Origin of the sequence: Pseudomonas kitaguniensis (assembly GCF_009296165.1) — a bacterium.
Classification (GTDB): domain Bacteria; phylum Pseudomonadota; class Gammaproteobacteria; order Pseudomonadales; family Pseudomonadaceae; genus Aquipseudomonas; species Aquipseudomonas kitaguniensis.
On record NZ_VUAZ01000003.1, the window covers coordinates 89,553 to 116,152 of the forward strand.

The window sequence follows — 26,600 nt, forward strand, 5'->3', positions numbered from 1 at the left end:
TCAAATCAGCCCGCCTAGTGCGGGCTTTTTTATTGCCATCGACAAATATTATTACCATTGGCATTGACAGCAAATAATGCCATTGGTAATGTTCGTTCATCGCAGCGACACACAGCCACTGCGAACCGCTCTTTAACAACCTGAAGACGTAGACCCAGGCGCCGAGTGAATCCGGCCATTGAGTTCTGGGAACAGTACGAATCACGGCTTGCTTCCGTGTCCGGTAATTCGGCGCGCAAGGTTTGCTGAGCAACACCTAATTCAACTGCTGCGCCCGGCATGCCGTCGCAGCGGTCAGTAAAGACATTCGATTCAATCCGGTGACCGACGCCAGTAGCGGGTTACGGCGGAAGTTTTCACTGATGCACCCAACTGCAGTTCGGTCGGGTGCATTGGGAAAACAACCGGAGAAATCTATGAAAATCGCGAGCCTTTCCATTGAAGTAGCGCTTCCGCAACCTGGCGACAAAGAATTTGAATCTTTTGTCGAAAAAGTCGCGGAAGCTGTTCTTAAGCGTGTGTCTACCAAGCTTCAAGACAAACCCAAACCCGACGAATCAACGCCGCTTGAATAAACCGCTCTTGCCAATCGTGCTGTCGATGATCTTGTCGACTTCCTCTTTGGCCCTTGATTGAAGCGCGTCGAGCACCTCTTTCTTGTCGCCTACATCAACCCCGCAATCGGCACATCGGATCATCTGATCCTCTTCGCCCTCATCGGGAATTGCGAACTTTTTGCTGCCGCACGCGCTGCACGATGCTGAAACTTGCATATTTCACCTATTCGCTAGTTGGTTGTTGGCACATCCAGCCTAGCGCGAATCGCGTCACCTTGCGCAGTGGTGAGCTGGCCGCCGGCCACTATCCAACGTCGAAGCCCAATACGCCTCTAACCGTCAGCACACCTCCCCCGCGCCCATCGGCAACCAGCGGGAGGCATGAGTGTTGACGAATACAGGTGAACCAAATCCACGGAGACATTCATGAGCCAACAACGAGCGCCATTCCCACGTCGGCTGACAACGCCGACCAGATGAATTTGCCCGAGGGCAAAACCTGCGGCGAATGCGTGCACTGCAAACGCTGCACCGCGATGTTCGGGCATATCCCGGCTGACGAATCTTGCGACTGGAGCCCTTCGCGCTTTCGAGAAGCTGTTCCCGTCGCGGTTTCCGCCTAACCCCAAACACTGGAGGTCGCCATGAGCGATATCAAATACACCGACGACGGCAAGAAAGTCCTCGTCGTTGGCAAGCTCAACGCCCAGCAGACAATCGTGCAAGAGATCTTCGTCAGCGCCGGCCAGGAAATCCCCAGTGGCGAAAACTTCGTGGTGAAAAGCCTGCACGACGCGCCAGCCGAATCGTGGAAGGAAAAGAACCTGCGCGAACTTGAGGCGCGCTACGAGAAGCAGAAGAAGAATCTGGAACAAGAGGTCGACCAGCAGCACTGCCGGTTGACCATGATCAAGGTCAAGGCCAAGCACCATGCTGACGCCTTATTCCGGTTCGTTGAAAAGTCCGATGAAGGTTCGCTTGATCTTCTGAAGAAGGTCATGTCCGGCCAGATCACTCACGTATTCGTTTCAGGCCATTCGCCGGAAATCTTCGAATGGTATGGCGACAAAGGTCCGTATGAGATTGATCGCTACCACGGCCGCATGGAACTGAAAGGCATCAAGCTTCTGTCGCTGTACGGCTACTCCGAAGGCGATCTTGAATATCGCCTGCACACCTACCGCGACGGGAGCGGCGGCAGTGAACAGGTATGGCCGACCACCAGCTATCAGGAAGCGCTCACGATGGCCCAGGCCGCTTGCGACGAACAGGCTGACGCCTACCTGGCTGGCAAGCGCAGTTCGTTTTCCATGTCTGATTGGAAAAAGATCGAAGGCCTCGTCATTCCTGATGCCGTGATTGAAAAGTATGAGGCCGAGGCAGACGCGGCGCGGCTAAAGCGAATTGCTGGCCTTCAAAAAGAGCTTGCCGATCTTGAGGCTAAAGCTCTTACCAAAGCATAACAACCGCCACCCTGGAGGCGACCATGAACGCAGCATTAAAGATATGCCAGGAGCGTTACGACGCTCAGTTACCTCCAGAGGTCAGCGAGAGCGACGAGGTCACGGACTGGCTTGAGCATTCGGCGGAACAGCTGGTGTGCGGCATGGACATCAAGTGGAAGCGCCGCTACGGCCAGCCTCAGGTGGTGACGTTTGAGCGGTTCTGCACGGTGCTGCAGGGCCACTTGAACCAGCGCCAGATTGACGGCCTGGACCAGCGTGATTCGTTTGCCCGCCTGCTGCTTTCGGCAATGCTCGGCAGCCAGAGCGATGCCCGGTCTCACGCCGCAGACCTGCTGGGCCAGCAACGGCCCATTGAAGCGGTCGAGAAGATCGCCGTAGCGCTGTTGAGGCCGTATGCCGACGACGCGATAGCGGCGGAACGGGAAGAGCGCGAAGACGATGTGGATGCCGGTCTATGAGCCCTCACATCCTGATCGATGAAGCACTTGAAGCGCTTGAGCATCCCAGCAGCGAGCCAGGCGCCCAGGCGGTGGTGGTTCGGATGATCACCAACATGCTTACCGGCGACGCGATCACCGTCGAAGAATTCAACCACTACTGCCAGCGCCTGCTGAAAATCACCAAACACCGCAAGGAGGCTGCATGACCACTGCACCGGTTAAATCGCTGATCGACGAGCAGCTCGACCAAGTTGAGTCGAAGCTGATCATGCTGGGCTTCGGCCTTCCCTTCAATGAAGTGATCGGCCAGCCGCGTGAGCGTGCCGTGGCCACGCTGCCGAAGCGCTTGGCGGCAACGATGAAGGGCGGGCGGATCGCGGTGAGGGTTAGGCCTTGACCACCCACCAAAGCACCCGGCGCCTGCTGATCTGGCACGGCGCCTTCCCTGTTCTTGCCCTCTTCACCTTCCTGATTTTGCTCAGCGCCCTCGCTGATCGAATCACTCAATAACCAATACCTCACAGCGCCCCGCAAGGATGGCGCGGGAGTATCGCCATGCTCGCAGCAATTGCAGATCGCATCCGTTCCAGGTCCTACGAACTTCCTCTGTCCCGTGATTACGTCCGTCACTGGGGCTTGAAAGAGGCCATTCGGGAGCTGGTGCAGAACGCCCTGGATAGTGAATCGCCGTTTGAATACGCCTTCGCCGACGGCCAACTGTTCATCACCAGTCGCTTTGCAAGGCTGGAGGCAAGCACGCTGGTGCTGGGCAGCACTTCCAAGGCTCACCGCTCCGACGCTATCGGCAGTTTCGGCGAGGGTTACAAGATCGCCCTGCTGGTGCTGACCCGCAACGGCTACGACGTGAAGGTCTGGAACGGCAACAAGCAGTGGGTACCCGAGTTCAGGCATAGCGACCAGTTCGACGCGGAGGTGTTGTGCATCAACGAGACACCGGCGCATCGGCAGAATCAGGGCGTTGAGTTCGTTGTCTCCGGCCTCACCGATGAAGACGAAACCGAAATCCGCAGCATGTGCCTGCGCATGCAACCGCCAATGAGCGACGTCATTGGCACCAAGTACGGCCACATCCTGCCCTCCCGGCCGGGGAAGCTCTACGTCGGCACGCTCTTCGTATGCGACACAGATCTGACCTACGGCTACGACATCCTCCCCGAGCATCTGCAGCTTGAGCGTGACCGCCAAACGGTGAGCGGCTGGGATTTGAAGCAGGTATCCAAAAACGCCTGGATCGACACCGGGCGCATGGATGATGTGGCAGAGAAAATCGAGGCGGGCATTCCCGACGTTGAGTATGTCGAGTACGGCAGCACCGAGCTTGTACGGGAGGCCTGCTACAGGCTGTTTCAGCAGAAGCACCCCGGTGCTATTGCCGTTCAATCCCAGGAAGAGCTGAACAGTCTGATCAAGCAGGGCATGACCAATACCGTGGTCGTGCGCGGCGCGTATTACTCGCAAGTCGCCAACTCGACCTCATACAAGCAGCAGGTGTCCCACGTCGTTGCCATCCAGACGCCCAAAGCGGCCTTGGAAGAATGGTACCGCGACAACAAAAAATATATGAGCAGACTGCCCGCGGCGTCCTTCAAGGAACTGGCCAAGCGCGCGGATGGCTGGAGGAACAAGTGATGTCCGAACAAAACATGCATATCTGGAACAAGGTCGATAAAACCGACACCAGGTTCACCAAGAAAGCCAAGGTCAACGGCCAGGACATCACAAGCTTGAGCGGTACCGCGATGGCCATGAAGGCCACCGAGTTGTTTGGTCCGGTCGGCATCGGTTGGGGCTGGAGGATTGTCGAAGAGCGCTTCGATGAGGGTCATGAAATCTTGATCGGAGAAGGCGACAAGCGCGCATGCATAGGTCGCGAGATTGGTCACACAGTCAAAATCGCCCTCTGGTTCATGCAGGACGGCCAGCGCGGCGAGATCGAGCAATACGGCTGCACTCGGTACCAGTACAAAACTACCTACGGCATGACCACTGACGGCGAAGCGCCAAAAAAATCGCTTACCGACGCCATCAAGAAATCGCTTTCGATGCTCGGGTTCAGCGCCGACGTGTTCCTCGGGCTGTTCGATGACGAAGCGTACGTCACTCAACTCAAGGAAGAGGAAGCGATCGCAAACGCCGACGACAAGGACGCTGAAATCCTTCGGCAGAAGCAGGAGCGCGTGGACTGGCTCGCCTCAGCAGTTGAGACCATCGGCAAGGCCGTCACTACGTACGAACTGAAAACCTTGAATGTGAAATACATCCGCGAAGCGACTCGCCGCAATGAACCAGCGTTCATCGCCCGCATCACTCGCGCATTCGAAGAACGCAAAACTAGCCTTGAGAAAGGCACGGAGGCAGCAGTATGACTCAACTCTACGCACTCACCGGCAAACTCGCCGAGCTCCAGGCCATGGCCGACACCGACGATGAAGGCCTGAAAGAAGCGTTACAGCATGCCATGGACGAGGTTCAAGGCGATTTCAACATCAAGGCTGACAACATCGTAATGTTGCGCCGAAATATCGAAAGCGACGTGACGGCCATCGAAAGCGAAATCGAGCGCCTGGCCGAACTCAAGCGGATCAAGTCAAACAGCGTGTCGCAGATCAGCGACTACCTGCGCCGCAACATGGAAGCTGCAAACATCAAGTCGATCAAGCGTCCGCTCTTCACCATCACACTGGCCATGGGCAGCGAACGGGTGATCGTAGACAACGAAGATGCGGTGCCGGACGATCTGACCACTGTGAAATCGAGCATTGCCCCGGACAAAAAGGCCATTGCCGCCAAACTCAAGGAGATCCGCGAGCATAACGAAGCGGTGCGCAAGCGCATGGCTGCCGGTGATGATGCTGAACATGAACTTCTACCCGAACCTACCTGGGCTCACTTGGAGCGCGGCGACAGTTCAATCCGCATCAAGTGAGGTAATCATGATCAGCAACCACCTCAACCTGGTTGAGCAGCAGCGTCAGCACGCCGACTCAATATCGGAGCGCACGGCGCAGTTCCTGGCCGCGGGTGGAACGATCTACCAGGGCGAAAGTCCGGCGATCAACCCGCCACCGCCGAAACGCTCTGCCAAGATCGACCCCGAAACCATCCTCAAACGACGCAAAGCGCCGATTTCAAGGGCTCAGCGTAACGCGCTGCGCAAACTCGCGGAGGCCTTATGAGCAAGCGCAAGCCGCATAACCTGCAGGCACGTATAGCCCGGTCGTGCCGCTCCCTACTGGCATCCAACCATGTCGCCGTGGTCAACATCGACCCCAGCGGCCGCCAGGGCATGATCAATTACAAGTCGCTGAAGAACATCGCACCGGGGAAGATTGGCCAGGCCGTTTGCAGCATCCCCCATCGCTGGACGATCTACCTCAGCGCGCTTTGCATCGACTCCCGCGGCGACCGCTACAGCAAGTCGGTAGAGGTGGCTCCCGATGGCATCTACCTCTCCGACCACTTGGAAGACGTGATCGAGCATTGCTACAAGAAGCTGCGCGACGAGGCCAATCAAAGCCAGATGGTGGCCTCGGGCTGGATCGCCATTCCCGAAGCGATATCGCTGGACGAGGCGCACGCCGCTCGGATCTTCGAAGCCGTCGGCGCATGGCGACAGATAAAGGTCGATTCATGCGCCGCATAGCCCGCACCCAGCAACGCAAACGTCAAACCTGGCTCGCACTGCCGGTCAGCAGAATCAATTCCAACCCGGAGATACACCCATGTCCACCGCAACCGATACAGCCGAGTTTCTTGAAGAACTCAACGGCGGCGCCTTCGCCAGCCAAATCGGCCACGCCATCTCCGAAGTAGCGGCTGGTGTGGTCGACTACGGCAAGGCCGGAAAACTGGTAATCACTTTGGACTTCAGCCAGATCGGTGAATCGCACCAGGTGAAGATTAAGCACAAGCTCGATTACAAGGTGCCGACCAAGCGCGGTACTCGCAGCGAAAACACCAGCCTCGACACGCCAATGCATGTTGGCACCGGCGGCCGCGTAACTCTCTTCGCTGAAAAGCATGAACAGCTTTTCAGCCGAGACGACGCGCCGATCCCTAAGCGCACCTGATTCATTCCGCTCACCCTCCCTCCGCAATCCAAGGAAATAAGCGATGTCACTTACCAAAGATGCAATTCAGCTGATCACCGATACGGCGCTTGAAGCAAACGGCAAGAAGCTGGAAACACTGGTCCCAACCGTGGTGCTGCCGGAAAGCTCGAAAGTCATCGACTTGGAAAGGTTCCAGGCCGGGCGCAGCCGCTTCCGTGGCACCTATAGCACTCACTCGCTGGCAGACTTCAGCGCCTACGTGGTGGAACGCGCGGCGCTTGGTGCCCGTGGCTTCATTGATCAGGACGCAATGAGCTGCGTGCTGCTGTTCAACCTTGGCACCGCAGAAGTACCTGGCCACGCTGATGATCGTGCCGTCCTCAAGTTGAAACCGACCGCAGGTTACACCGCCGCCCAGCAAATCGGCGGGCGCGGCATCAGCCAGAAAGACTTGAGCGATTGGATCGAAGACTGGCATCAGTACCTCACGCCAGTAGACGAGGCTGGCAACCCAATCGCGGTGGCCAAGGCAATCGCGGCCGTTCGCACGATCACTATCAAAGCGTCCAGCGAATCGGAGAGCACGGTCGGCGAAACCCGCGCCAGCCGCAGCGCAATGGACCAAATTGAAGCAAGCAGCAAAGAGACCCTGCCAGTCTCGCTGCAATTTCGCACGGTTCCGTTCGAAGGCCTGACCGAACAACAGATAACCCTTCGCCTATCGGTCATCACCAGCGGTGCGGTGCCGGTGCTGAAACTGCGCTGGGTTGGCGAAGAGGTCCAGCGCGAAGACATCGCGCAGGAGTTCAAGACGGTGCTTCAGGGCAAAATCGGCGAAAGCGCGTCGTTATCCATCGGTGCTTTTGATCCGAAATAATTAAGAGATGCTTCGAGCACCCTCAGGTGCTCGAAGTTATATACGCCCCTTTACTATGGGGAGCGATTGAATGGGAAAGATTTAACGCTTAGTTCTTTTGAACAGAGTGAACTAGCAACTTCCACACAATAGGACTGCGATTAGGGTGCTGATGATGGTTTTGAGGCGGCAGGATATGACCGCCCGCAATTGAAATTTCATCCTCACAATTCTTACACCTGTAGATACCAGCCCAAGGCGCAGCATTTCCCGGACCAAGTTCTTTGTCGAACGCCACATCATCGCTTTGAACTAAAAGATTACCGTGCTTGTAAAGAGCCATATATTTTTCCTTAAGTAGAGGTTTGTATCCTTCCCGGGTGCTCAAATCAAACCACTGATATCACAATGACTGCAATACTGGTCATACATTCACGTAACGATATTTCATAACTACTTTTTAGCTCGCGAATCACGCCAGCCGGCGAGGATCCCCTATGTCCGCACAACAGAAGAAACACCCCTTCGATTTCAAAACCCAATACGGACTCGGCTTCAACCCTCAGGACGATGAGATCGTTGTCGACTTCTTCTGCGGTGGTGGTGGCGCCGGTACCGGCTTGGAAATGGGCCTGGGCCGCGCTGTGAACGTGGCGAAGAACCACAGCCCGCAAGCAATCAGCATGCACACCATGAACCACCCTGGCGCCCAGCACTTCACCACCGACGTGTTCGAGGGTGATCCTGACACCGAGTGCGGCGGCAAAGCCGTGGGCTGGTTCCACATGTCGCCGGATTGCACCCACCACAGCCAGGCTGCCGGCGGCCAGCCGCGCAAGCGCGAGATCCGCAACCTGTCGTGGATCGGGCTCAAGTGGGGAGGCAAGAAGCGGCCCCGTGTGATCAGCCTGGAGAACGTGAAGCAGATCCTGCAGTGGGGCCGGCTGATCGCCAAGCGCGACAAGGCCACGGGCCGCGTGGTCAAGCTGGACGGCACTATTGCCACACCTGGCGAAGTCGTGCCGGTGGGCCAGCAGTTTCTGATCCCAGACCCGAAGCAGCGCGGCCGCACCTGGCGCCGCTTCGTGGCCTTGCTGGAAGGCATGGGCTATGTCGTTGAGTGGAAGGTGATCAAGGCCTGCGACTTCGGCGCACCGACCAGCCGGGAGCGCCTGTTCATGATCGCCCGGTGCGACGGTCAGCCAATCGTATGGCCGGAACCCACACACGCCAAGAACCCGATCAAGGGCCAGCAGAAGTGGAGGACGGCCGCTGAATGCATCGACTTCACTGACCTGGGCAAAAGCATCTTCGGCCGTAAGAAGGACCTGGCCCCGGCCACCCTTCGGCGCGTTGCCAAGGGCATGAAGAAGTTTGTGATCGACAGCACGGCGCCGTTCATTGTGCCGATAGCCAACTGGTCGGGGGAAACGGTGCAGTCGTCCGACGAACCGCTGCGCACCGTCACATCCTACCCCAAGGGCGGCGCCTTCTCGGTGGTGAGCCCGATCATCGCACCGGCGACGCACCAGGGCAGCGATCGCATCAATGACCCGCTCGAGCCGCTGCCGACGGTGACCTGCGCGAACCGCGGCGAGTTGACGCTTATAAGCCCAACGTTGATTCAATCGGGCTATGGCGAGCGCCCTGGACAGGAACCACGGGTTCCTGGCCTGGACCAACCGCTGGGCACCGTGGTCGCCGGCGGCGTCAAGCATGCGCTGACCAGCTCAATTTTGGTGGGGGCCGGTGGCCCGGTGTACGCCGGAAACCCGGTAACAGCAGATCAGCCCGTCGGCACGCTCATGACCCGTAGCCACCGCGCGGTCGCATCGGCCTGCATCGTCCAAGCTGGGCATGGTGAGGGTTCCGGCGCAAACAAGCGGCGCTCCCACGGGGCGAACGACATCTGCGGCCCTATTGGTACCGTCACTGCCAGCGGCGGCGGACAGTCCGTCAGCACAGCGGTGATGATCCAGGCCAACGGCGGATTCAACACCACGCACGCCAAGGGCATGCACGAACCCATGACGACGGTCACCAACACTGGCAGCCAGCAGCAGCTGGCCGTGTCGAACCTGGTGCACCTGCGTGGCAACTGCTACGCGCGGGACGTGAATGACCCACTGCACACAGTCAGCGCCGGCGGCCAACACCACGGTCTGGTGAGCGCGTTCATGGAGCGGGCATTCGGCGGCAGCGTGGGCCAAGGCCTCGAAGAACCGGCGCCGACCATCACAGCTGGCGGCGGTGGCAAGAGCTCGCTGGTGTCACTCACGCTGTCGCCAGAGCACGAAGCCGGTGCACTTCGCGTCGCCGCCTTCCTGATCAGCTACTACGGTACCGAGAACATCAGCGCATGCGACTCGCCGGCGCCGACGATTACCACCAAGGACCGCCTGGCCATGGTCACCGTAATGGTAAAAGGCACGCCCTACGTGATCGTCGACATCTGCCTGCGGATGCTGAAGCCGGCCGAGCTGTACAAGGCACAGGGCTTCCCCGCCGACTACATCATCAGCCACGGAGCCGACGGCAAGCCGTTCACCAAGACCCAGCAGGTGCACATGTGCGGCAACAGCGTCAGCCCACCGCCGATGGCAGCACTGGCCAGGGCCAATGACCCATGGAGGATCAGATCGGTGAACTCGCTGGCGGCTTAGTATCTTCCGGAAAATAAAAAACGCCTGTGAGATAGCTTTTGTTAATTTCAGGCGTATTTCCATAAGCGTCTACTTCGACAGATCACAGCAAGCCCGTACGGATGATCACAGTGATCAAGCGAATTATGGCAGCGATCAGGTTAATCCACTCGGTCAGTCGTTTCATGCGGCGTTGCTCCACCTTGATTTGAATGCCAAGGCTGGCGTCACGACTGTTTGCCAACGATAAAAATAGTGAATTTCTCCCGCTTACTCCCCCCACTCCACTGACCGGGCATGGCCCGGCAAGGACTCCCCATGCCTACAGAAAACAAACTGGCTGATCCATTCGGCCCGCACGGCCGTACCTTTCACATTCACCTAAGCGTGCGCGGGGCAATTCGCGATTTCAGCAAGCGCCAGCTCACCGGCTTGTTCCGCCACGCCGACGGCACAAAGTGCACCGCCGACGAGGCGATCGATCATCTTCTCGAAGCGCTGGCCTACGGCAAAGAGGTACTTCCCTTTGGCCCGCCGTGTGAAGGCTTCGATTTCTCTGGCAAGGGCTGTCCCGGACACGACAACCCGCCGACGGTTGTGAATGCCCATGATCTGGTAACGAGGGAAGAAAAACGGCTCAGACCTGATCCGTTAAAGAGGTGCTTGTAGAGTTAAGAAAGGAGTTCCAGGCATCGAACGCAGCTTTATGGTCGCTCGTTGCTTCCTGCCATTCTGGGCCGCTCACATTTTTAGAAGCGACCAGCATCATCATTTTGGTGGTTGCTGCATCAAGCTGGACAAGCAGCTTGTGAGACTCAAAGCGGAAATCGTCAATACCGTTCATTGAAAAGCCTTTCGATAGGTCTCTCCGGAAGCTCCGTGTTTTATTCCTATCGAAAGGAAGACAAAATGTTCGGACAAACGTTCCGTAATGCCTGAGAACCGCTACCTCTCTGCTTGCTTTGAGCCTGCTCTGGGCAAGCTCTCAGTTTTTCGGCCCTTGACGGATTTGGTTCGAGCAGGAGATTGCAACCTCGCCCGCTCAAGTCCCCAAGCCAATGCTTTTGTCATCGTTTCGCCGGGTAGTGAATCAAAGGCTTCTTCAGAGATAACTGCGCCTTTGTCCCCGTAGACCCCTATGAACAACTGAGTTCTACCAAGTAGAGACATACGGACTTGCACGTTCAGCACCGTGCCGTCGACTTGTCGCTCATCCACCGAGCGAGTGTGAAGAGTTTGGTCGGCCCAGTCCCAGTAAACGTTGCCTCGTTTTCTCATCTGTGTAGCCCTGATATTAAGGCCGCGATTATGCGACCGAGGCGAATGTCAGCGATATACCCATTCAAAAAGATTTTTTAATCACCCCCAACCTATCCAAAGTCAGCCGCTATAGCGGCAAGGACGAAGTCATGCCTGCACAAAAGCCAATCATCATGTTCGACGCACCAGAAGCCGCCAGCCTGAAAACGATAACCGGTTGGTTTTCTGCTGATGGCCGTTTCTTCGGTACCGACGAGAACCTCGCACGCTACTGCGGCGCTACTCATCGTCGCTGCGACGTGGACCCTGATCATCCAATCTACGAGCTGAACAGTTCCTGCGATGAGTGCTGTCACGCCCGACGCCAAGCAAAATTCGCGAAAATGCCGGTCAAGGAATGGGCCGGCGAGCCGCTGGTTATCTTCGATGGCGACCAATACTTCTTCGACGAAGACAGCCTGCGCGACTATTTAATTGATAGCGATGTCGAGCTGGCCGACCTGCAGCTCTGCATCTGCGAACCGAACTACCCCAGCCAGATCGACCCGACCGACCATTTTTGCGATGACCTGCCGGAGGACGGGGAGATTCGCGACGATCAGTTGCTTGCGGCTTTCGAGTTGCTCAACGAGATGATCCGCCAGTCCGAGCCCCTGTCGTGGTCGGAAGGCGAGTACGTCGCACAACTCCCGCAATCGCTCATCGATGAAATCGCCGCGGCCAGAGCAGCAGCATGCGAGGCCAGCCAATGACCGGAATTAAGGAACGCCCCATCCTGTTCTCGGCGCCGATGGTGCGCGCCATCCTGGAAGGCCGGAAGACGGTCACGCGGCGACCGGTCAAGGTCCAGCCGCACATTGATGCCAGTGGCAATTTTTGCGTAGGCAACTCCAACTACGGCCAGGACGGCTACGGTAAGCCTGTAACCAGGCACTTCGTCAACGGCTGCTGCCCCTTTGGCAAGCCCGGCTACCGGCTGTGGGTGCGCGAGACCTGGGGCGTCATCAGTCACGACTTCGATGGGCATGAAAACATGATTGATTGGGAGCCTGATCGACCGGCCTCTCCAATTCGCGAAATGCCCTTCGGTAAGGGCTACTACTCAGGCCACGTAATCTACCGTGCCGACGGCGAGGCGGTATGGTCCGGTGACGATGACGGCGGCGGAGATGATCGCTCCGCCTGGAAGCCAAGCATCCACATACCCCGTATCGCTAGCCGCATCCTGCTGGAGATCACCGACGTGCGCGTCGAGCGGCTGCAGGACATCACCGAGGAGCAAGCCAAGGCCGAGGGCGTGCGCCTGATGCGCGACGGCAGCGATACGTGGGTAGGTCGAGAAGGCCCTGGAAATCTCGTTACGCCATGGCCGACTGCCAAAGAAGCATTCAGCGACTTGTGGAATTCCATCAATGGGCCGCACGCATGGGAAGCCAACCCCTGGGTCTGGTGCGTGAACTTCAAGCGGGTGACGCCGTGACCGCCACTCTCTGGTTCGCCTACGTCTTTATCTACAAGGGGCCGAGGCCATGAAACAGCATCGCGTTTTGATCGGCGACTGCATTGAGTCGATGCGGACGCTGCAGGACCAGTCGATACACACCTGTGTTACATCGCCGCCCTACTTCGGTCTCCGGGACTACGGCATGGCCGGGCAGATCGGTCTGGAAGAAACTCCTGCTGAATTTATCGCGCGCCTGGTGGAGGTCTTTCGCGAAGTGCGCAGGGTTTTGCGTAATGACGGAACGCTATGGGTAAACATGGGCGATACGTATGCATCAATCGCCGGGGGTTACGCACCTGGTGGTTCCGCTGGCAAACACGACATGGTTTCTCAGGCTACGCGCGGTGCGGTATTGCGCGGCAAGCGCCGAGCTCCACCGACGGGTTTAAAACAAAAAGACCTGATGGGCGTGCCCTGGCGACTCGCCTTCGCCCTTCAAGATGATGGCTGGTACCTGCGCCAGGACATCATCTGGCATAAACCGAACCCCATGCCTGAATCCACCAAGGACCGTTGCACAAAGTCGCATGAGTACCTATTTCTCCTCAGCAAGTCACCACGCTATTACTACGACCAGGATGCGATCAAGGAACCTGCAGCGCTCAGCTCTATAGTGCGAATGGCGCAGGATCTCGAGCAACAGCGCGGGAGTGATCGCGTGCCCGGAAAAGCAAATGGACCAATGAAAGCAGTGCGTAGCAAGCGGGACAGTTTCAAGCGTGATGAATCAAAGCGAGAGCAGCCCATCCCTGGGCAGTCACTGGGAACACATAGGTCAGATCGAGAGGAAAGTGCCTGGCCCTTGGATACTCGTAACAAGCGCAGTGTGTGGACTGTTCCGACGCAAGGTTTCAAGGGTGCACACTTCGCGACCTTCCCTCCGGACCTGATCAGACCTTGCATCCTGGCCGGCGCCCCACTCGGAGGCGTCGTGCTTGACCCTTTTGGCGGTGCCGGCACTACGGCGGTGGTCGCCATGCAGGAAGGCCGCAAATCGATACTGTGTGAACTCAACCCGGAATACGCCGCAATGGCTGAACGCCGGGTCGCTGCCGCCTGGCTCGACGGTGCGGCGCAAATGGATGTCTTCCGCGACACCGTGCAACACCCAGCCGCTTAACCACAATCCCCCTACATGCCTGCCGGTGAGCGGCGGGCGAGGTATTCCCTATGGACAGTATTCATTTCCTGTCGCACGAAGAGGTGTGCACCCTTACCGGTGCAAGAACGAAAGCAGGACAGGTGCAGGTTCTTAAAAGAAACGGTATTCGGCACACCATCAAGCGGAGCGGTTGGCCTTGCGTAATCGCCAGCGCCATAACCGGCGAACCGGTCGCGGCATCAGCAGAAAAACCAAAATGGCAGCCACGCCTGGTGAGTTAAATGGGAAGGAAGCCAACAAACCCTGATAGCGTCACACGCCTCAGGAAGCGCAAGCAGCGCAGCGGGATCATCTATTACTACTACGACCTCGGCGGCTCTCCAAGAAAGGAAATCGCTCTGGGCAGCGACTACGGGCTGGCTATTGTTGAATACGCGAAGCTGGAAAAGAGCCGCACTTCGTCTGCCATGGTGCAGGCAGTACTGACGTTCGCCTATGTCGCAAAAATTTACATGGATGAGGTGGTACCGACCAAGAGCCCGGCCACACAGAAGGACAACACTCGGGAGCTTAAGCAGCTTCTGAAATTCTTCGATGATCCACCGGCGCCTCTGGAGGCGATCGAGCCTCAACACGTCGTACAGTACCTGCGCCAGCGCGGCAAGACGGCGCCAGTGCGCGCCAATCGCGAGAAGGCGTTACTTAGCGCCATCTGGAACTTTGCCCGCAGCAGCGGCTATACGGCCTTGGCCAACCCGTGCGCCGGCGTGAAGGGTCACAGGGAATCTGGACGAGATCAATACATCGAGGACGAGATGTTCGCCCTGGTGTACCAGCACGCCGAGCAGCCGCTGCGTGATGCACTCGATCTGTTCTACCTGACCGGCCAGCGGATAGCGGACACGCTAAAGATGGATGAGCGAGACATCCGCGACAATAGGCTGGCCGTGAAGCAAGGCAAGACGAATGCGAAAAGGAGGATTGAGATAACCGGAGAGCTGAAGGTGGTGATTGATCGAATCATGGCCAGGAAGGACGGGCACAAGATCCGCACCAGCAGGCTCATCGTTATGGATAACGGGCAGCCAATGACCAGCAGCATGTTGCGAGGGAGGTTTGACGCGGCCCGTGAGGCGGCAGGTGTTGAGAAAGGAGACTTTCAGATGCGCGATCTGCGCGCAAAAGCTGGCACCGACAAAGCAGAATCCAGCGGTGACATCCTGGAGGCTCGCGACCAACTTGGGCACACAACTGTCGTTATGACAGAGAACTACATCCGTAAGAGGATCGGCAAAAAGGTCACGCCGACCAAGTAAATTCTGCACCGCAATAGTTTTAACCCCCTTGAAAACAAAGGGCTGCAAGCGAGGTAAAAACTACTCATAGCGGTGCAGAATAGACTCTAACCTGTTGTATTTAAAAGAATAAATTGCGGACTTAAAATCCCCCGCTCGTAAGGGCGTCCCGGTTCGATTCCGGGTTCGGGCACCATCTTTTGTTCTACTGACGGCCATAAGTGTCCGTAGAGCCCTTTAAAACTCGCCCTCTGGCGAGTTTTTTCGTTTATAGCATTCCGTTGGCTTCCAAGTGACTCCGGCATTTTTAAGGGTAAGATTTGGGGTACAGGTCAGTTCGATATTAAGCCTTGATTTGTCTCAACACCGAAATCCTCCAGCAGCTTGATTGCGTTGGCTGTAGACAGGTGGCGGTTGTTCTTGTTGGTGGTGCGCAGTTTCAAAGCCGCGACCAGATCGCAATAGCGCTCTAGCTCCGCTTTTTGGAGTTTGCGTGGTTTGCCATGGTCAGCTCGATACGCTTGGCTTCCATACTGAGCCACTACTCGATACAACGAGGCACGACCGACGCCAAGCCGTCGAGCAATCTCTGTTGCGCCTGGTTTTTCTTCGGCCCGCAGGCGCTGAACTTCGGCAGAGTCAATTGAAGGTTTACGGCCCCGGTAAACGCCACGAGCTTTAGCGTCAGCAATCCCCTCAAGTTGGCGCTCACGTCGCAGGTTGGTTTCAAACTCTGCAAAAACGCCCGGCATGTCCAGGAAAGCTTTCCCTGCTGCGCTGAGCGTATCGATTGGTTGCTCAGTCGCCTTGAGACTGACTCCCCCGGTCTTTCAGTGTGTAAACGATGTCTTGAAGATCTTTGATGCTGCGTGCAAGGCGGTCAATGCGTGTAACCACTAGCGTATCGCCAGGGTATACCCATATAGGGCGGAACGAGCGCCCACAAAATGAGAGGCTTTGGGAAAAGTCCTGTTTACTTTCGATAGGCAACGCTCCAAGGTGCTGCCTGCAAATTACATCCTCTCGCCGAGATGACAAGAGGACAGTAGCTAAACGCCCCCATGGATCAGCATCATACAAATTTGATGGGTGACTACCCCAAATTGAAAACAGCCCTCGGAACAGGCAGGCGGACCTTAGGGGAGGTTCCGTTCCGTTGGGCTTCAAACCCCGAACCCCAGTGACGGAATTTTCTGGGTTTGCGGCTTAAACCCCCATATTGGGATTACTGCAATGCTTGAACCTGAACAACACACGCCAAAACCCGTACTGCGCAAGGTCGTAGGCTGGGTGCTGGTTTTGCCACTTCTCGCCTCGTTTGTGACGCTGCCCTTTCCCCTCAGTTTGTTCTTGGTGCTGGGAGTGATTGCAGCGTCGGCTTATGGAGTAAGGTTTGCCGTGCGCCACGCCAGCCGACGCGTCACCGTGTTCGCTTTGATTGTCACGGTGCTCAATGTGATTTCGCTGGTATTGATGGGTACGGCGTCAGTGCTCATGGCGCTCTACTCTATCTCCCGACTTTACCTATATTCGCATTATGCCAATTGGCTTTACTGGAACTTCTAGGCCATAGGAAATTTGACCGCAAGAAACGAACGGTCCAAACAAACGAGTGGAACTACGCCCAATGGGAGCGAATCTGTGATTTTCGATTGGATCCTTTTTCTCCATTAGATCCAGCTCTCCCCGAGCCGGAACTATTGTTGATTTCTCCTCCCCTGCCCCCGTTGCGTCTTGCAGCGCGTCTTGGACTACAACAGCGCGGCCGTGATTCTCGCGCACAACCACCCTTCGGGGGATGCGACACACAGTCAGACCGACAAGACGTTGACCCAACAGCTCAAGTCCCTGTTGGAACAGGCGGATGTTCGCGTCCTGGATCACTTGGGCGTCGGCAGCGGAGAGACCTTTGCGTTCGCCGAGGCTGGCTTGCTGTGATAGTCGAGTGCTGACTGCGTCTTTCTAATTTTTGGGCCGGTCCAAATGACGCGCGCACTGACGTGACTGAACAGTGCTCATTACGTTGAGGACATTCCTGAAGGATTCGCTGTCTCCACAGTAATACCCGCAAGATTTTTTTCGTGTGAAACTGTCAATTTCACAAATCGTCGTTGGCGCAGAGTCTCGATGACGTACAGCGTTCTTGCCAATAGCTCGTTACCTTTTTCGTAAACCTGACAACAAACAACTATTGCGAAAAGACGCTCGCCACGCTCAGCCACCGTAACGTTCTCTAACTGCTTTAAATACGAATCCTGCAAGCCACGACTGCTGATGACCGTTGGCAATTTGCCGGATCGCAAAGTAGGAGCCGCCAAATTGTCCGGCTTTGTTACGAGTTCTTTATGAAGCGCGCTGATTGTGCTGCGGTTGTAGAACACAAATGTCTTGAGGTCGCCGGTTACGTACGATTGCACAACTCGCGCAATGACATTGCTGTTGCTTCGGGTTGCCAAGCTGCTCGCGACTAGCCACGCTACCGCACTGGCTAACGCTTGAGGGTCAGGCGGGCTCGGCGGCACGAGCGTTGACAGCTTTAAGGCGTTCAGATGTTTAGTAACGCGCTCAACGTTAACGCCCTCAACTTCAATGTCCGCTTCAACCTTGAGCTGTAGCTGAGCCGCTGTTTGAGTAGCGTTATGGTGCCTCTCGAGCAAAAACTTTCTCAGCGCAGTTACCTGCGCAAACCCTATACGCTGACGCAGTTCGCTTTCCTGACTGGATCGCAACGTCACCAGGTGGCTGACTTGCTTGAGTGAGGTTGTTTGTGTTTGTGCTGCACTCGTATCGGGGGTGGAGTTCAAACTCGTCCACAGCCTGTCAAGTTGCTTGTCAACGCTGTCTGCGAATGAAACGGGAAAGTGCGCCACGGTATAACTGGCGCTGTCCAGAAAGCGATTCCCCCCCGCGACTCCACCCCGTGCCCAGCCCCCCATGTCATCGCTGGCGGCAACCGAGGAGGTGTAGCGTTTGTATAAAAGCACACGGGTTGCATTCTTCTCTAGCGTTGCAAAACGGGACTCCCAATCTACCAAGCTGCCCGCATAGGCTCGACGCACGTTAGATGAGCCGTATTGCGGCATCGTTAGATCAACGACAATCTGTGTTCCCGACTTCTCAGCGAGCAATGCAAAGTGGTGTGCGGGTAGCTCGCTGCTCGGATGGTCAAACATCAGCACACCCAGCACCTCCACTACCCAGCCATCAGCCCCCATCACCGATTTGGCTAAGGACGATGCGTCGTAGGCATTGCCGTGAGGCCATTTGACCCAGCCTGCAATTGCCAACTGAGATTCGGAGCGTTCAAAACATCGAACGAGGTCAGCTACAAGTGGCGCCAACGCATTGGATGTCGGTTGGAAATAAAGCCCTACCGTCACCACGTCTTCGGAAAGAGGGGGAACGGGCTTATTTTTATCGGTGATTGCGGGTATTGCCGTACGGGCGAGACCGCTAATTTGCCTGACCAATCGGCCGACAGGCGCTTTGAGACTACTGGCATCGCCAATCAACTCAGCGGCCAGAAGCAATGCCCCAAGTTTCCCTTCTTTGATGTAGCGTTCGTAATCAGTGCTGCGATCAGCATTGTTCGCCAACTCCACGCTTGACCACAGCCCGATGCTGTTGATAGTGACCTGGGTCAGGGTGTTGACAACCAAGGCACTGACTCCAAGTGTGGGCGGCAGCAAAATTGCAACTATGGCCGATACGGCTCGCAAAGCGGTCTGACGCAAGCGCAGTCTGGACGCGACGTACTGCTCTCTACTGGTAAAAACCAGGAAGTTCATGTCTGATTTTGCTTGCACAATGGCCTGCAATCGCAGCGAAGCTTCCCAGTTTGGCGTGAATTGGAAGCTCAATCTGGGCCTGACGACGAAGCGAGAGGTTGTCATAATGCGTACGCGCCATGTTCGCAGATCGTCAATCGTCAACAGCAATTGTTTTGATAAGGACAGGTGCGGCTCGATAAAGCTAAGGAGCCTTTTAAGGCAGGTATCGGAACCCTGACTTGAGTTCCAGTCAAACACCGTAGTAGCGTTTGGCAGAGCCGGATTAAGGGAAACCAGTAGCGCTGTATCTGAGCCTCTGGTCAGTGCAATAAGTGACGGGACTACTTCGTGATTGAGCAACACCAATTGCGGGGCGAGGTCTGCGACCAGATAATCGGCCGCCACCCCACTAAACGCTGCCGATGTTGGCTGTGAGTCAACGTATAAAGCCACCCGAGCCATCGCAATGGATTGGCAGGTGGTCGCGAATACTTTTTTGAACTCAGCTTCGCTTGAGAGTTTTTCAAGATCTTTGTAAAACTCATCAGATAGCTTGTTCCGAATCGACTTGATGACCCCGATCATCTTCTTATTGATCAGGCCACTCTTCGAATAGACGTCGATTTCGCGCTCCCAGACGCTTCTTTGCCGTTCCGGCTCTCCCAGTGCGACTTGCAGGACAGTGAAGAGTTTATGACTTTTTAAGTGGGCAGAGGCCGCGCCTGCGGCATAAACAAACCCGGTGTTGCCCTCAACGTACTTGAACACCAAGGTATCGGTGAACTGGACCTTCTCGAGGGAACCGCTGTCCAGTCCCGCACTGGCCAGACAACGTCGAATCAATTGCTCAAGGTATGGGCGAGCATCCAGCGTCTTGCCATCAGCTTGGTTCAATGCTTCCCATATACTCAGTGTCGGCACCTCGTCCAGCGTGGCTGTCGGTACACTGTCTGCTTCTATCTGGGCAGTAGGGAAGCGATGGTTTCCAGGATTCAACCACTGAGCCAGAGGTTTTTCCACGACCTTGAAATCAACGCCATTGATCTCGGAGTCATGCCAGGCAAAGATCCGATAGCCATTGGCTGGTCGTGTAGCAACGATCGTTCCATTGTCCTGCAATATGCCGTACGCAAGACCATCGACCCGATGATTGATGTAGGTTGCCACATAGAATGGCCAGTCCTGTGCTCCGTGAAACTTCGGAGGAACTGTAATAGGGTAGCGAGTGGCTATACCGGTCGAAGTGCGGACCGTGACGTCGAGTTGCTTGCTTTCCGACAAAGCCGCCGGAACACTGATATTGATTGACAGTAATTGCCATCGGTCTACCAGTGTGACGGTGATTGATGCTTCCTCTCCTGCCAAATGGCTGACCCAAATATCATGTTCGCTGGTGGCCGTCGCTACGGGGCCGGTCGTGGCTGGACACGTTGGATCATCGTCCTGCGCTGAGTTAATACGCAGAAAAGTCATCGCGCGATTGACATGAGTAGCGACAGCGCAAAGCCACTCAGCGTGGTTGGCATGCTTTTTGTAGATGCTGATATATAAGTCATCAAGAACGCTCTCGCCACGTCCTGACAATTTTATATAGATATCCTGATTGCGCAGTTTTATGCCAGCCATGGAAAGTGTCTGCGCGGACTTACTGAATAGATGCCCCGATACTACAGACTCCTCAATGGCAGGAGGGGATCGACCTGATAATGGCGCACGCTCTAACTGCTCGCGGAGGTAATTGAATAGATTATCCTTGTTTAGCATGCTCGCGGCGCTGCTGATGAATTCGGGATAGCGAATGCGGGTCTTTAAACGACTATTGGTCATCAGTTCCTTGCTTGTCGGCCACCCGAATGCCCCATTGATGGCCGACCAGAGGGAGTATTCTTGAACCTCATAAGCAATGAGCGAGTCTTCTGATTCATTTGTTTCGCTTTCATAAATACGAAACGCCACAGGTATCCGATAATCGCGGGTAACCAAAACTGCTTCCGTGGCGGCTATTGAAGCTGCCTCAAGAGTCTGAGTCAGCCAACTGTCGAACATATCTCCAGAGGCAATCTGTTCAAGATACCTCAGGCTAATTGACTCATTATTGCCCATAACTAATTCCACGTGTTCTTTTGTTTTATTGCACATAAGATGATACGCACCATATGAAACATAAGCCCGTCAAGCCTAACCGATCACCTTTGGATAAGGCGCAGTAATATGTACGCACCACAACCTCTACTGACAATCATTGATACAAAAGTCGGACATCTGCAGCTCATTACACAAATGTGCACCTCTCACCTCTCGGCCGTCCAAGTAGTGTCGTCTCAGGGAAACCTCACGTTTCTCACCGCCACTGTTCAAGGAAGATTTTATGTACGAAAACAATCCGCTTTTGCAACCTTATGATCTGCCGCCCTTCTCAGCCATACGTACTGAACACTTAGTGCCTGCCGTGCAAACGATCATCGCTGAAAACCGCGCTGCAATCACAGCGATTATTACCAGTCAAACGCACTTCCCAACATGGGATGATCTCGTGTTGGCCGTGGATGAGTTGGACACGCGCCTGGATATCACACTTAGCATCCTCCACTTAATCGACTCGACCAACAGAGACAAGGTCTGGCATGAAGCTGTCGCCCACTGCAACAGTCTGGGCAAACACTATAAAAGTGAACAGGCGCAAAACAACACCCTCTATCAACTTTACAGACAGCTTGCAAATAGCCCGATTGCCGTCATTTTCAGCAACGACCGTAAAAATACCTTACACAAAATACTTCGCCAGTATCAGTTGGCCGGTGCTGATCTGCCTACCGAAAAGCAGTTGCAACTAAATAACCTGAACATGGAAATCAGCGAATTACAACATGAATATCTGAATCGAATAGAGGATGCGAACAAAGCATGGAGCAAGCACATCGAAGACAGTACCTTGATAAGCGGATTACCCCGTGCGGCCCAGGCTCGAATGTACCTGGCAGCTCAATCCGCCGGTAAACCTGGCTGGTTGCTCGCCCTTTCCGAACAGTCCTATCGCGAGGTATTGACCTACGCCGACAGTCGGGCTTTGCGCCAGGAAATAATGCTGGCCTACTACACCCGTGCTTCTGACACAGGCCCTGATGCCTTGGCCATCGACAACGAGTTGGTCTTGACGCTACTGCTTGATGACCGTCACCAAAAAGCACAACTCTTGGGCTATCCCAACTTCGCCCAACTGGCGCTGGTGGATCAAATGGCGGACACGCCAGAACAAGTCATCGCATTTTTAGACCAACACATTGAGCTGGCGCGGAGCACATTTTCCCAGGATAGGAAACAGCTGCAACATTATGCTGCGCTACATGGCATCACTCGTCTGGAACCGTGGGATTATGACTACCTCGCGAATAAGGTTCGTCAAGACGCCGTAGGTATTTCCAATGAGACAGTGCGCGAATATTTCCCATTGGAAACGGTACTGCAACGGCTCTGCTCGTTCACAAAGCAACTATTTGGCATCGACTTGATCGAGCAAATCACCATCGATACCTGGCACCCGAACGTGCGTGCATTTGAAGTTAGAGAGTACGCGGAACCCATCGGGTACTTGTTCATTGACCCCTATCGACGTGAGAGCGGAGCCGGTTTGGGCTCGACTTTAGGCATAAGCAACCGCCAGATCACCGCCGAAGGTCGGCTACGAAGGCCCGTGGCGGTACTCAGTAGTCGGTTGCCGCCACCCACCGAAGTCGAACCCTGCCAACTCGATCATTTGCAACTACGTGTCCTTCTGCATGAGTTCGGACACTGCCTGCAGCACCTGTTAACCGCTGCGCCGTATCGGATGATCTCGGGAATTGGTCAACTGAGCCATGACAGGGCGGAGTTCGTCAGTCAGGTGCTGGAGCAATTCTGCTTTGCGCCGCAATTCTTGATAGGGCTGTCGAGTCATTTCCAGACCGGAGACTCTTTGCCTGAAGATATCGCCAACAAGATTGTCCAATATATCCACACTCAAACCAGCCGGGAAACGGCCTCCCTATTACTCACCAGCCTCGTCGACTTTGAGTTACACCGCACGTACGGCGACGGACGTACACCTCATGAGGTGTTTGTTAGCGTCAACAAAAAGATTGGGCTCTTGCAGTGGCCTGACGAGGCTCGTCCGGTCAATGGTTTCGAACAGTTGGTCAGTGATTATGGGGCCAGAATCTACTCTTATAAGTGGTCGGGCGTCCTAGCATCCCAGGCGTTTGATCGATGGAAACGAGAGGGTCTGAACAACCCCATCATCGGGACCGCGTTCCGAGAAGCCTTCATCACACCGGGTGATTCCCCCTCGCTGGAAAAATCGCTTGATCTATTCTTGAGCCATTCGCCGATGCCGACGCGACGACAAAATGGCGGCGCAGGTTAAATCCCTGCGCGGCTAAATGGTCATGATCCGTATGCATATCTGAATGATGCCCGCATTCGTCCTCGCTGACATGCACGCGGCCTGTGCACGTTATTTTGAGGGTGGCGGGCTAGCATGGGGGTTAATTGATTTAAGGCCAGTCACACACCCCGTAACCATCCGCGCGCCACGGGGTACCCTGCTAAATGTGCTCAATCAATCGTGGGGCTTCTCAATGAAGAGTTACTACATTGCCATCTTCACAAAGCCTGATTCTATAGAGCGATTTTTTTAGACTTATGACTGCCGATTCGCAGGTTTCGATTTCTTCGTGCCCTTTTTGAGCAGTAGCGTGGCTGTTAGAACTATCAATTTTTTCGGCTGACTTATTAATGCTCGCGTAAGCGAGGGTAAAACTTTTTTTTTAATAATTTTGGCATTTTAATCGTCCTTAATAGTCTTACTCACAGCCATAGCGTTTGTAGCTACACTCGGCGGCCTTGGTTAGCAAGTCGTTGATGTATGGAACTTGCGCGCCAGTGCCTCGGCAGATCAACGCAGCTGCCCTGTAAAATTCTGCGGCGCTTGCCCAGTTGTAGCATTGCTCAGCCTCATAGGCTGCCCTGTACAATGCCATGCCTGTGCGTTCGGCCTTGCTGATAGTTAGTAGTTTTTTCATTACGCGTATTCCTGCGCGAGCGGAGAGATGGCTGACCCCGTTTTTGCCAATGCCTATCGCAGTTGGGCTAACTGAGCGCACAACGATGTGCGCTTAGAGTCCGAATGCAAGGCGTCCGTGGCGAGATGCGAGCTCATTATTGTGATGGGGATTTTTTTGTCTACTGAGAGAAATGACAGGTACTGCTGAGTACCCAGCTTTTGCGGACGCTTAGCCTTAAATCCATATTCGTGAATGGCTTCTACTTTTCTACCCCTCGTTTTTTCATCTGCAGATAGCTGGCCCGTCGTGATGAGCAGGCTGCAATTTTAGTACGAAGCGTACCCAGGACCCAGACACTGCCTGACTGGAAGCGTCACGAAGCCTAACCCCGGAAACTGCCGTATTCGAAGAATAGCCTCAAAAACTCAATCGCTGTGATCGGCTGCCGCGAAACCTGTTTTTCAAGGGCAGCGGCGGAAACTGAGCGCAGCACCTGACTTTTCTGGTACGGTGTTGAGCTTAGTCTGCGCTAATACCGAGTTAACGTTCTACCTACTTACTTTTACTTAGACACAGCTCAATCTTGTCGATGACCTATCATTTGCACTATTTGAGAAAATTGACAATACGCCCAAATGCAGTTCATTGTGTCGAGCAGTTCAAAAACCCCCATAAACCACTCTGTGAGCTTTTTGTGATTATAGGGAAACTATGTTTCTCGACTTGCGAACGGTAACGCTCTTGTCAACTTTCCGGCTGAAACGCTTACTATTTGTAAAGTAACTTAACCAAGACACTCCAGGCACTTTAGCAAAAAAACAGCGTGAAAGTCCTACTGTGCAGATTGCTCTGCGCTATAGTGATTCACTCGAAAATCAGGACAAGCGCCCCACTCTCTACGGAACAAAAACGTAGCCGTTGAGAGACTCAAGCACATTTTGCAAGGAGGCTTCATGAGCTTATTTTCACGACTCATCGCGGTAACTTTCACTGTCGGACTGTTTGCCATCAATTATGCATACTCTACCGATCAAGCGACGGCCAACCCACTGTTTGCCACTGTCGAAACGGGTAGGCTGGAGGGGGTACTTAACAACGGTGTCATTGTATTCAAAGGCATACACTACGCGGCTCCGCCCATCGGACCATTGCGTTGGCGGCCACCGCAGCCGGTGCACGCATGGAACGGAATACACCCTGCTCAAAACTTCGGCCATGATTGCATGCAACTGCCACTTGGCAACCTGGGCAGCGGGTTAGCGCCTGACGAAGATTGCCTGACGCTTAATGTCTGGCGACCCGCCAATAAGGCAGCTAAGAATCTTCCCGTTATGGTGTGGATCACCGGTGGCGGCAACGTAAACCTAAACTCAGCCTCTCCTGTATATGACGGCACTCAGTTTGCCAGCCAAGACGTGATACTGGTGAGTTTCAATTATCGTGTGGGCCGTTTCGGCTTCTTCGCTCACCCTGCGCTGAGGACCGAATACGAGCATGAGATGAAAGGAAACTACGGCCTGATGGACCAATTGGCCGCCTTGAAGTGGGTGAAGAAGAATATCGGCGCCTTTGACGGCGACGCGAATAACATTACGGTGTTTGGTGAGTCTGCGGGAGGCTTTGGCATCCATGTCCTCATGACATCCCAGAAAGCCAAGGGCCTTTTTCGCCAAGCTATTTCGATGTCGGGCGGCGGGCGAACCGGCTTCGTACCGGGTCGACATCTTGATCATACGGGTCCTGAAGGACTCCCCTCAGCGGAGCAGGTCGGTAAGACCTTCGCCCACACAGTAGGTATTCAAGGGGAAGATAAATCGGCATTGGCACAACTGCGTGCGCTACCGGCCGAATCCATTGTCGGAAACCTGAACATGGCTACGTTAGCTCAGAACTTCACCACCTTTTCCAATACCATGATCGACGGCAAACTGGTTGTAGATGAGCCGGGCACTGTTTACAAAGCAGGTAACTTTCAAAAAGTCCCACTGATCATTGGCGCAACAGACCGAGACCTGGCTTTTCCAACAGCCACGTCCATGGAGCAAGCGCTCGCACTGTTCGACCCGGGTTACCGCCAAACGGCACGTGAGGTCTACGACCCTCGAAACACTGGGAACTTCATGGCAGTCGCCACACAGATATCCAGTGACCAACTGATGGTGGAGCCGTCCAGGTTTGTTGCCAACACCTTATCGGCGCAAGGTGCTTCGGTATACCAGTACCGGTTTTCCTACGTTGCCAGTTCCATCCGCGACACCATCAGCGGGGCGCAACATGCCAGTGAACTGCCTTATGTCTTCGATACACTAAAGGCGAAATACGGGGCGGCAGTGAGCAAAGAGGATCAAGAGATGGCTCACCTTGTAAACAGGTACTGGATATCATTTGCCAAGACCGGCTCGCCTAACAACTCACGGCTCCCAAAGTGGCCGCCCTACAGCACAAATACACTACTCGACTTGTCTGCAAAAGGGGCAGAGCAAACAGCCAGTCGCACTGATCCTTGGAAAGCCCGGCTGGACCTCATTGAGCGTGTGAACAGTAAGTAACACCGAAATTCGAACCGGCGCAAAGCGCAGCTGGAAACTGCCTGCAC

General features: G+C 55.1%; 29 protein-coding genes and 2 pseudogenes. 23 read left to right on the top strand and 8 right to left on the bottom strand.

Translation table 11 applies throughout. From position 1 onward, the window contains the following. The first annotated feature begins 416 nt into the window (after positions 1 to 416). Entirely contained in the window at positions 417 to 575 is a 159-nt protein-coding gene (locus F0169_RS27265) for a hypothetical protein (protein ID WP_172979285.1), read from the top strand. Here the strand turns inward: F0169_RS27265 and F0169_RS00725 are convergent. Next, positions 558 to 773: an ECs_2282 family putative zinc-binding protein gene (locus tag F0169_RS00725; protein WP_122251248.1), complete on the bottom strand. Its 216-nt coding sequence runs from the start codon at positions 771 to 773 to the stop codon at positions 558 to 560. The genes F0169_RS27265 and F0169_RS00725 overlap by 18 nt on opposite strands. 428 nt (positions 774 to 1,201) lie before the next feature. Here F0169_RS00725 and F0169_RS00735 point away from each other — a divergent pair, with 428 nt between their 5' ends. From F0169_RS00735 to F0169_RS00785, 11 genes are all read left to right on the top strand, one after another. Next, positions 1,202 to 2,020, top strand: coding sequence for a hypothetical protein (locus F0169_RS00735; RefSeq protein ID WP_152745138.1), 819 nt, complete (start codon positions 1,202 to 1,204; stop codon positions 2,018 to 2,020). 23 nt (positions 2,021 to 2,043) lie between these two features. Continuing rightward, positions 2,044 to 2,481 carry a hypothetical protein gene (locus tag F0169_RS00740; protein WP_152745139.1) on the top strand — a complete coding sequence of 146 codons (438 nt, stop codon included), beginning with the start codon at positions 2,044 to 2,046 and terminating at the stop codon, positions 2,479 to 2,481. Continuing rightward, positions 2,478 to 2,669: a hypothetical protein gene (locus F0169_RS00745; RefSeq protein WP_152745140.1), complete on the top strand. Its 192-nt coding sequence runs from the start codon at positions 2,478 to 2,480 to the stop codon at positions 2,667 to 2,669. Before F0169_RS00740 ends, F0169_RS00745 begins: the two co-directional genes overlap by 4 nt. Then, positions 2,666 to 2,860, top strand: a complete 195-nt coding sequence (locus F0169_RS00750) for a hypothetical protein (RefSeq protein ID WP_152745141.1) — start codon at positions 2,666 to 2,668, stop codon at positions 2,858 to 2,860. The genes F0169_RS00745 and F0169_RS00750 overlap by 4 nt, the downstream gene beginning before the upstream one ends. 158 nt (positions 2,861 to 3,018) lie before the next feature. Continuing rightward, complete coding sequence (locus F0169_RS00755) at positions 3,019 to 4,113, top strand: hypothetical protein (protein WP_152745142.1); 1,095 nt, start codon at positions 3,019 to 3,021, stop codon at positions 4,111 to 4,113. Further along, positions 4,113 to 4,850, top strand: a complete 738-nt coding sequence (locus tag F0169_RS00760) for a hypothetical protein (protein WP_152745143.1) — start codon at positions 4,113 to 4,115, stop codon at positions 4,848 to 4,850. The genes F0169_RS00755 and F0169_RS00760 overlap by 1 nt, the downstream gene beginning before the upstream one ends. Then, a complete protein-coding gene (locus F0169_RS00765) occupies positions 4,847 to 5,410 on the top strand; it encodes a siphovirus Gp157 family protein (protein ID WP_152745144.1) in 564 nt (187 codons plus the stop codon). The genes F0169_RS00760 and F0169_RS00765 overlap by 4 nt, the downstream gene beginning before the upstream one ends. 7 nt (positions 5,411 to 5,417) lie before the next feature. Then, on the top strand, positions 5,418 to 5,660 hold the full coding sequence (locus F0169_RS00770; RefSeq protein ID WP_152745145.1) for a hypothetical protein: 243 nt from the start codon (positions 5,418 to 5,420) through the stop codon (positions 5,658 to 5,660). Continuing rightward, positions 5,657 to 6,127, top strand: coding sequence for a hypothetical protein (locus F0169_RS00775; RefSeq protein WP_152745146.1), 471 nt, complete (start codon positions 5,657 to 5,659; stop codon positions 6,125 to 6,127). Before F0169_RS00770 ends, F0169_RS00775 begins: the two co-directional genes overlap by 4 nt. A 79-nt stretch (positions 6,128 to 6,206) precedes the next feature. Continuing rightward, complete coding sequence (locus F0169_RS00780; protein ID WP_152745147.1) at positions 6,207 to 6,554, top strand: hypothetical protein; 348 nt, start codon at positions 6,207 to 6,209, stop codon at positions 6,552 to 6,554. A gap of 43 nt (positions 6,555 to 6,597) precedes the next feature. Next, complete coding sequence (locus tag F0169_RS00785; RefSeq protein WP_152745148.1) at positions 6,598 to 7,413, top strand: DUF2303 family protein; 816 nt, start codon at positions 6,598 to 6,600, stop codon at positions 7,411 to 7,413. Between the two features lie 88 nt (positions 7,414 to 7,501). Here the strand turns inward: F0169_RS00785 and F0169_RS00790 are convergent, their stop codons facing one another. Then, positions 7,502 to 7,735 (bottom strand): hypothetical protein, encoded by a 234-nt coding sequence (locus F0169_RS00790; RefSeq protein ID WP_152745149.1) that lies wholly within the window; start codon positions 7,733 to 7,735, stop codon positions 7,502 to 7,504. A gap of 154 nt (positions 7,736 to 7,889) precedes the next feature. Between F0169_RS00790 and F0169_RS00795 the strand changes: the two genes are divergently transcribed. Next, positions 7,890 to 10,055, top strand: coding sequence for a DNA cytosine methyltransferase (locus tag F0169_RS00795; protein ID WP_152745150.1), 2,166 nt, complete (start codon positions 7,890 to 7,892; stop codon positions 10,053 to 10,055). 297 nt (positions 10,056 to 10,352) lie between these two features. Continuing rightward, on the top strand, positions 10,353 to 10,703 hold the full coding sequence (locus tag F0169_RS00800) for a hypothetical protein (RefSeq protein WP_152745151.1): 351 nt from the start codon (positions 10,353 to 10,355) through the stop codon (positions 10,701 to 10,703). Here the strand turns inward: F0169_RS00800 and F0169_RS00805 are convergent. Next, positions 10,672 to 10,878: a hypothetical protein gene (locus F0169_RS00805; protein ID WP_122251236.1), complete on the bottom strand. Its 207-nt coding sequence runs from the start codon at positions 10,876 to 10,878 to the stop codon at positions 10,672 to 10,674. The genes F0169_RS00800 and F0169_RS00805 overlap by 32 nt on opposite strands. Before the next feature lie 101 nt (positions 10,879 to 10,979). After that, positions 10,980 to 11,312, bottom strand: a complete 333-nt coding sequence (locus F0169_RS27615) for a hypothetical protein (protein ID WP_099235254.1) — start codon at positions 11,310 to 11,312, stop codon at positions 10,980 to 10,982. Between the two features lie 131 nt (positions 11,313 to 11,443). Between F0169_RS27615 and F0169_RS00815 the strand changes: the two genes are divergently transcribed. Genes F0169_RS00815 through F0169_RS00835 form a run of 5 tightly spaced genes read left to right on the top strand, consistent with a single transcriptional unit; the run spans position 11,444 to position 15,216 of the window. Further along, the gene (locus F0169_RS00815; protein ID WP_152745152.1) at positions 11,444 to 12,046 is read left to right on the top strand and encodes a hypothetical protein; all 603 of its coding nucleotides are present in this window, start codon (positions 11,444 to 11,446) and stop codon (positions 12,044 to 12,046) included. After that, on the top strand, positions 12,043 to 12,774 hold the full coding sequence (locus F0169_RS00820) for a hypothetical protein (RefSeq protein ID WP_152745153.1): 732 nt from the start codon (positions 12,043 to 12,045) through the stop codon (positions 12,772 to 12,774). Before F0169_RS00815 ends, F0169_RS00820 begins: the two co-directional genes overlap by 4 nt. Positions 12,775 to 12,823: 49 nt before the next feature. Then, positions 12,824 to 13,918 (top strand): DNA-methyltransferase, encoded by a 1,095-nt coding sequence (locus tag F0169_RS00825; RefSeq protein WP_152745154.1) that lies wholly within the window; start codon positions 12,824 to 12,826, stop codon positions 13,916 to 13,918. A gap of 50 nt (positions 13,919 to 13,968) precedes the next feature. Further along, positions 13,969 to 14,181 carry a DUF4224 domain-containing protein gene (locus F0169_RS00830; protein WP_152745155.1) on the top strand — a complete coding sequence of 71 codons (213 nt, stop codon included), beginning with the start codon at positions 13,969 to 13,971 and terminating at the stop codon, positions 14,179 to 14,181. Next, on the top strand, positions 14,182 to 15,216 hold the full coding sequence (locus tag F0169_RS00835) for a site-specific integrase (RefSeq protein WP_152745156.1): 1,035 nt from the start codon (positions 14,182 to 14,184) through the stop codon (positions 15,214 to 15,216). Between the two features lie 320 nt (positions 15,217 to 15,536). Here F0169_RS00835 and F0169_RS00840 read toward each other — a convergent pair. Continuing rightward, positions 15,537 to 15,713 (bottom strand): annotated as a pseudogene (locus F0169_RS00840) (IS481 family transposase); the annotation flags it as partial. Further along, a pseudogene (locus F0169_RS00845) lies at positions 15,714 to 16,107 on the bottom strand (recombinase family protein); the annotation flags it as partial. Between the two features lie 321 nt (positions 16,108 to 16,428). On the opposite strand from F0169_RS00845, the gene F0169_RS00850 reads away from it, so the two are divergent. Together F0169_RS00850 and F0169_RS00855 are read left to right on the top strand one after the other, a co-directional pair. Then, positions 16,429 to 16,761 (top strand): hypothetical protein, encoded by a 333-nt coding sequence (locus F0169_RS00850; RefSeq protein WP_152745157.1) that lies wholly within the window; start codon positions 16,429 to 16,431, stop codon positions 16,759 to 16,761. 168 nt (positions 16,762 to 16,929) lie between these two features. Then, positions 16,930 to 17,133 carry a JAB domain-containing protein gene (locus F0169_RS00855; RefSeq protein ID WP_152745158.1) on the top strand — a complete coding sequence of 68 codons (204 nt, stop codon included), beginning with the start codon at positions 16,930 to 16,932 and terminating at the stop codon, positions 17,131 to 17,133. A gap of 80 nt (positions 17,134 to 17,213) precedes the next feature. On the opposite strand, the gene F0169_RS00860 is transcribed toward F0169_RS00855, so the two are convergent. Next, positions 17,214 to 21,068: a hypothetical protein gene (locus tag F0169_RS00860; protein ID WP_172979286.1), complete on the bottom strand. Its 3,855-nt coding sequence runs from the start codon at positions 21,066 to 21,068 to the stop codon at positions 17,214 to 17,216. Positions 21,069 to 21,333: 265 nt separating this feature from the next. On the opposite strand from F0169_RS00860, the gene F0169_RS00865 reads away from it, so the two are divergent. Continuing rightward, complete coding sequence (locus F0169_RS00865; RefSeq protein WP_152745160.1) at positions 21,334 to 23,364, top strand: M3 family metallopeptidase; 2,031 nt, start codon at positions 21,334 to 21,336, stop codon at positions 23,362 to 23,364. A gap of 439 nt (positions 23,365 to 23,803) precedes the next feature. Here the strand turns inward: F0169_RS00865 and F0169_RS00870 are convergent, their stop codons facing one another. Continuing rightward, entirely contained in the window at positions 23,804 to 24,022 is a 219-nt protein-coding gene (locus F0169_RS00870) for a hypothetical protein (RefSeq protein WP_058414474.1), read from the bottom strand. Positions 24,023 to 24,957: 935 nt separating this feature from the next. On the opposite strand from F0169_RS00870, the gene F0169_RS00875 reads away from it, so the two are divergent. Next, entirely contained in the window at positions 24,958 to 26,553 is a 1,596-nt protein-coding gene (locus F0169_RS00875) for a carboxylesterase/lipase family protein (RefSeq protein WP_152745161.1), read from the top strand. The last annotated feature ends 47 nt before the right edge of the window (positions 26,554 to 26,600 follow it).

Excerpts from the sequence above, each read along its gene's own strand:
- F0169_RS27265 (WP_172979285.1), top strand. The coding sequence starts at position 417 with ATGAAAATCGCGAGCCTTTCCATTGAAGTAGCGCTTCCGCAACCTGGC.
- F0169_RS00725 (WP_122251248.1), bottom strand. The coding sequence starts at position 773 with ATGCAAGTTTCAGCATCGTGCAGCGCGTGCGGCAGCAAAAAGTTCGCA.
- F0169_RS00735 (WP_152745138.1), top strand. The coding sequence starts at position 1,202 with ATGAGCGATATCAAATACACCGACGACGGCAAGAAAGTCCTCGTCGTT.
- F0169_RS00740 (WP_152745139.1), top strand. The coding sequence starts at position 2,044 with ATGAACGCAGCATTAAAGATATGCCAGGAGCGTTACGACGCTCAGTTA.
- F0169_RS00745 (WP_152745140.1), top strand. The coding sequence starts at position 2,478 with ATGAGCCCTCACATCCTGATCGATGAAGCACTTGAAGCGCTTGAGCAT.
- F0169_RS00750 (WP_152745141.1), top strand. The coding sequence starts at position 2,666 with ATGACCACTGCACCGGTTAAATCGCTGATCGACGAGCAGCTCGACCAA.
- F0169_RS00755 (WP_152745142.1), top strand. The coding sequence starts at position 3,019 with ATGCTCGCAGCAATTGCAGATCGCATCCGTTCCAGGTCCTACGAACTT.
- F0169_RS00760 (WP_152745143.1), top strand. The coding sequence starts at position 4,113 with ATGTCCGAACAAAACATGCATATCTGGAACAAGGTCGATAAAACCGAC.
- F0169_RS00765 (WP_152745144.1), top strand. The coding sequence starts at position 4,847 with ATGACTCAACTCTACGCACTCACCGGCAAACTCGCCGAGCTCCAGGCC.
- F0169_RS00770 (WP_152745145.1), top strand. The coding sequence starts at position 5,418 with ATGATCAGCAACCACCTCAACCTGGTTGAGCAGCAGCGTCAGCACGCC.
- F0169_RS00775 (WP_152745146.1), top strand. The coding sequence starts at position 5,657 with ATGAGCAAGCGCAAGCCGCATAACCTGCAGGCACGTATAGCCCGGTCG.
- F0169_RS00780 (WP_152745147.1), top strand. The coding sequence starts at position 6,207 with ATGTCCACCGCAACCGATACAGCCGAGTTTCTTGAAGAACTCAACGGC.
- F0169_RS00785 (WP_152745148.1), top strand. The coding sequence starts at position 6,598 with ATGTCACTTACCAAAGATGCAATTCAGCTGATCACCGATACGGCGCTT.
- F0169_RS00790 (WP_152745149.1), bottom strand. The coding sequence starts at position 7,735 with ATGGCTCTTTACAAGCACGGTAATCTTTTAGTTCAAAGCGATGATGTG.
- F0169_RS00795 (WP_152745150.1), top strand. The coding sequence starts at position 7,890 with ATGTCCGCACAACAGAAGAAACACCCCTTCGATTTCAAAACCCAATAC.
- F0169_RS00800 (WP_152745151.1), top strand. The coding sequence starts at position 10,353 with ATGCCTACAGAAAACAAACTGGCTGATCCATTCGGCCCGCACGGCCGT.
- F0169_RS00805 (WP_122251236.1), bottom strand. The coding sequence starts at position 10,878 with ATGAACGGTATTGACGATTTCCGCTTTGAGTCTCACAAGCTGCTTGTC.
- F0169_RS27615 (WP_099235254.1), bottom strand. The coding sequence starts at position 11,312 with ATGAGAAAACGAGGCAACGTTTACTGGGACTGGGCCGACCAAACTCTT.
- F0169_RS00815 (WP_152745152.1), top strand. The coding sequence starts at position 11,444 with ATGCCTGCACAAAAGCCAATCATCATGTTCGACGCACCAGAAGCCGCC.
- F0169_RS00820 (WP_152745153.1), top strand. The coding sequence starts at position 12,043 with ATGACCGGAATTAAGGAACGCCCCATCCTGTTCTCGGCGCCGATGGTG.
- F0169_RS00825 (WP_152745154.1), top strand. The coding sequence starts at position 12,824 with ATGAAACAGCATCGCGTTTTGATCGGCGACTGCATTGAGTCGATGCGG.
- F0169_RS00830 (WP_152745155.1), top strand. The coding sequence starts at position 13,969 with ATGGACAGTATTCATTTCCTGTCGCACGAAGAGGTGTGCACCCTTACC.
- F0169_RS00835 (WP_152745156.1), top strand. The coding sequence starts at position 14,182 with ATGGGAAGGAAGCCAACAAACCCTGATAGCGTCACACGCCTCAGGAAG.
- F0169_RS00850 (WP_152745157.1), top strand. The coding sequence starts at position 16,429 with ATGCTTGAACCTGAACAACACACGCCAAAACCCGTACTGCGCAAGGTC.
- F0169_RS00860 (WP_172979286.1), bottom strand. The coding sequence starts at position 21,068 with ATGGGCAATAATGAGTCAATTAGCCTGAGGTATCTTGAACAGATTGCC.
- F0169_RS00865 (WP_152745160.1), top strand. The coding sequence starts at position 21,334 with ATGTACGAAAACAATCCGCTTTTGCAACCTTATGATCTGCCGCCCTTC.
- F0169_RS00870 (WP_058414474.1), bottom strand. The coding sequence starts at position 24,022 with ATGAAAAAACTACTAACTATCAGCAAGGCCGAACGCACAGGCATGGCA.
- F0169_RS00875 (WP_152745161.1), top strand. The coding sequence starts at position 24,958 with ATGAGCTTATTTTCACGACTCATCGCGGTAACTTTCACTGTCGGACTG.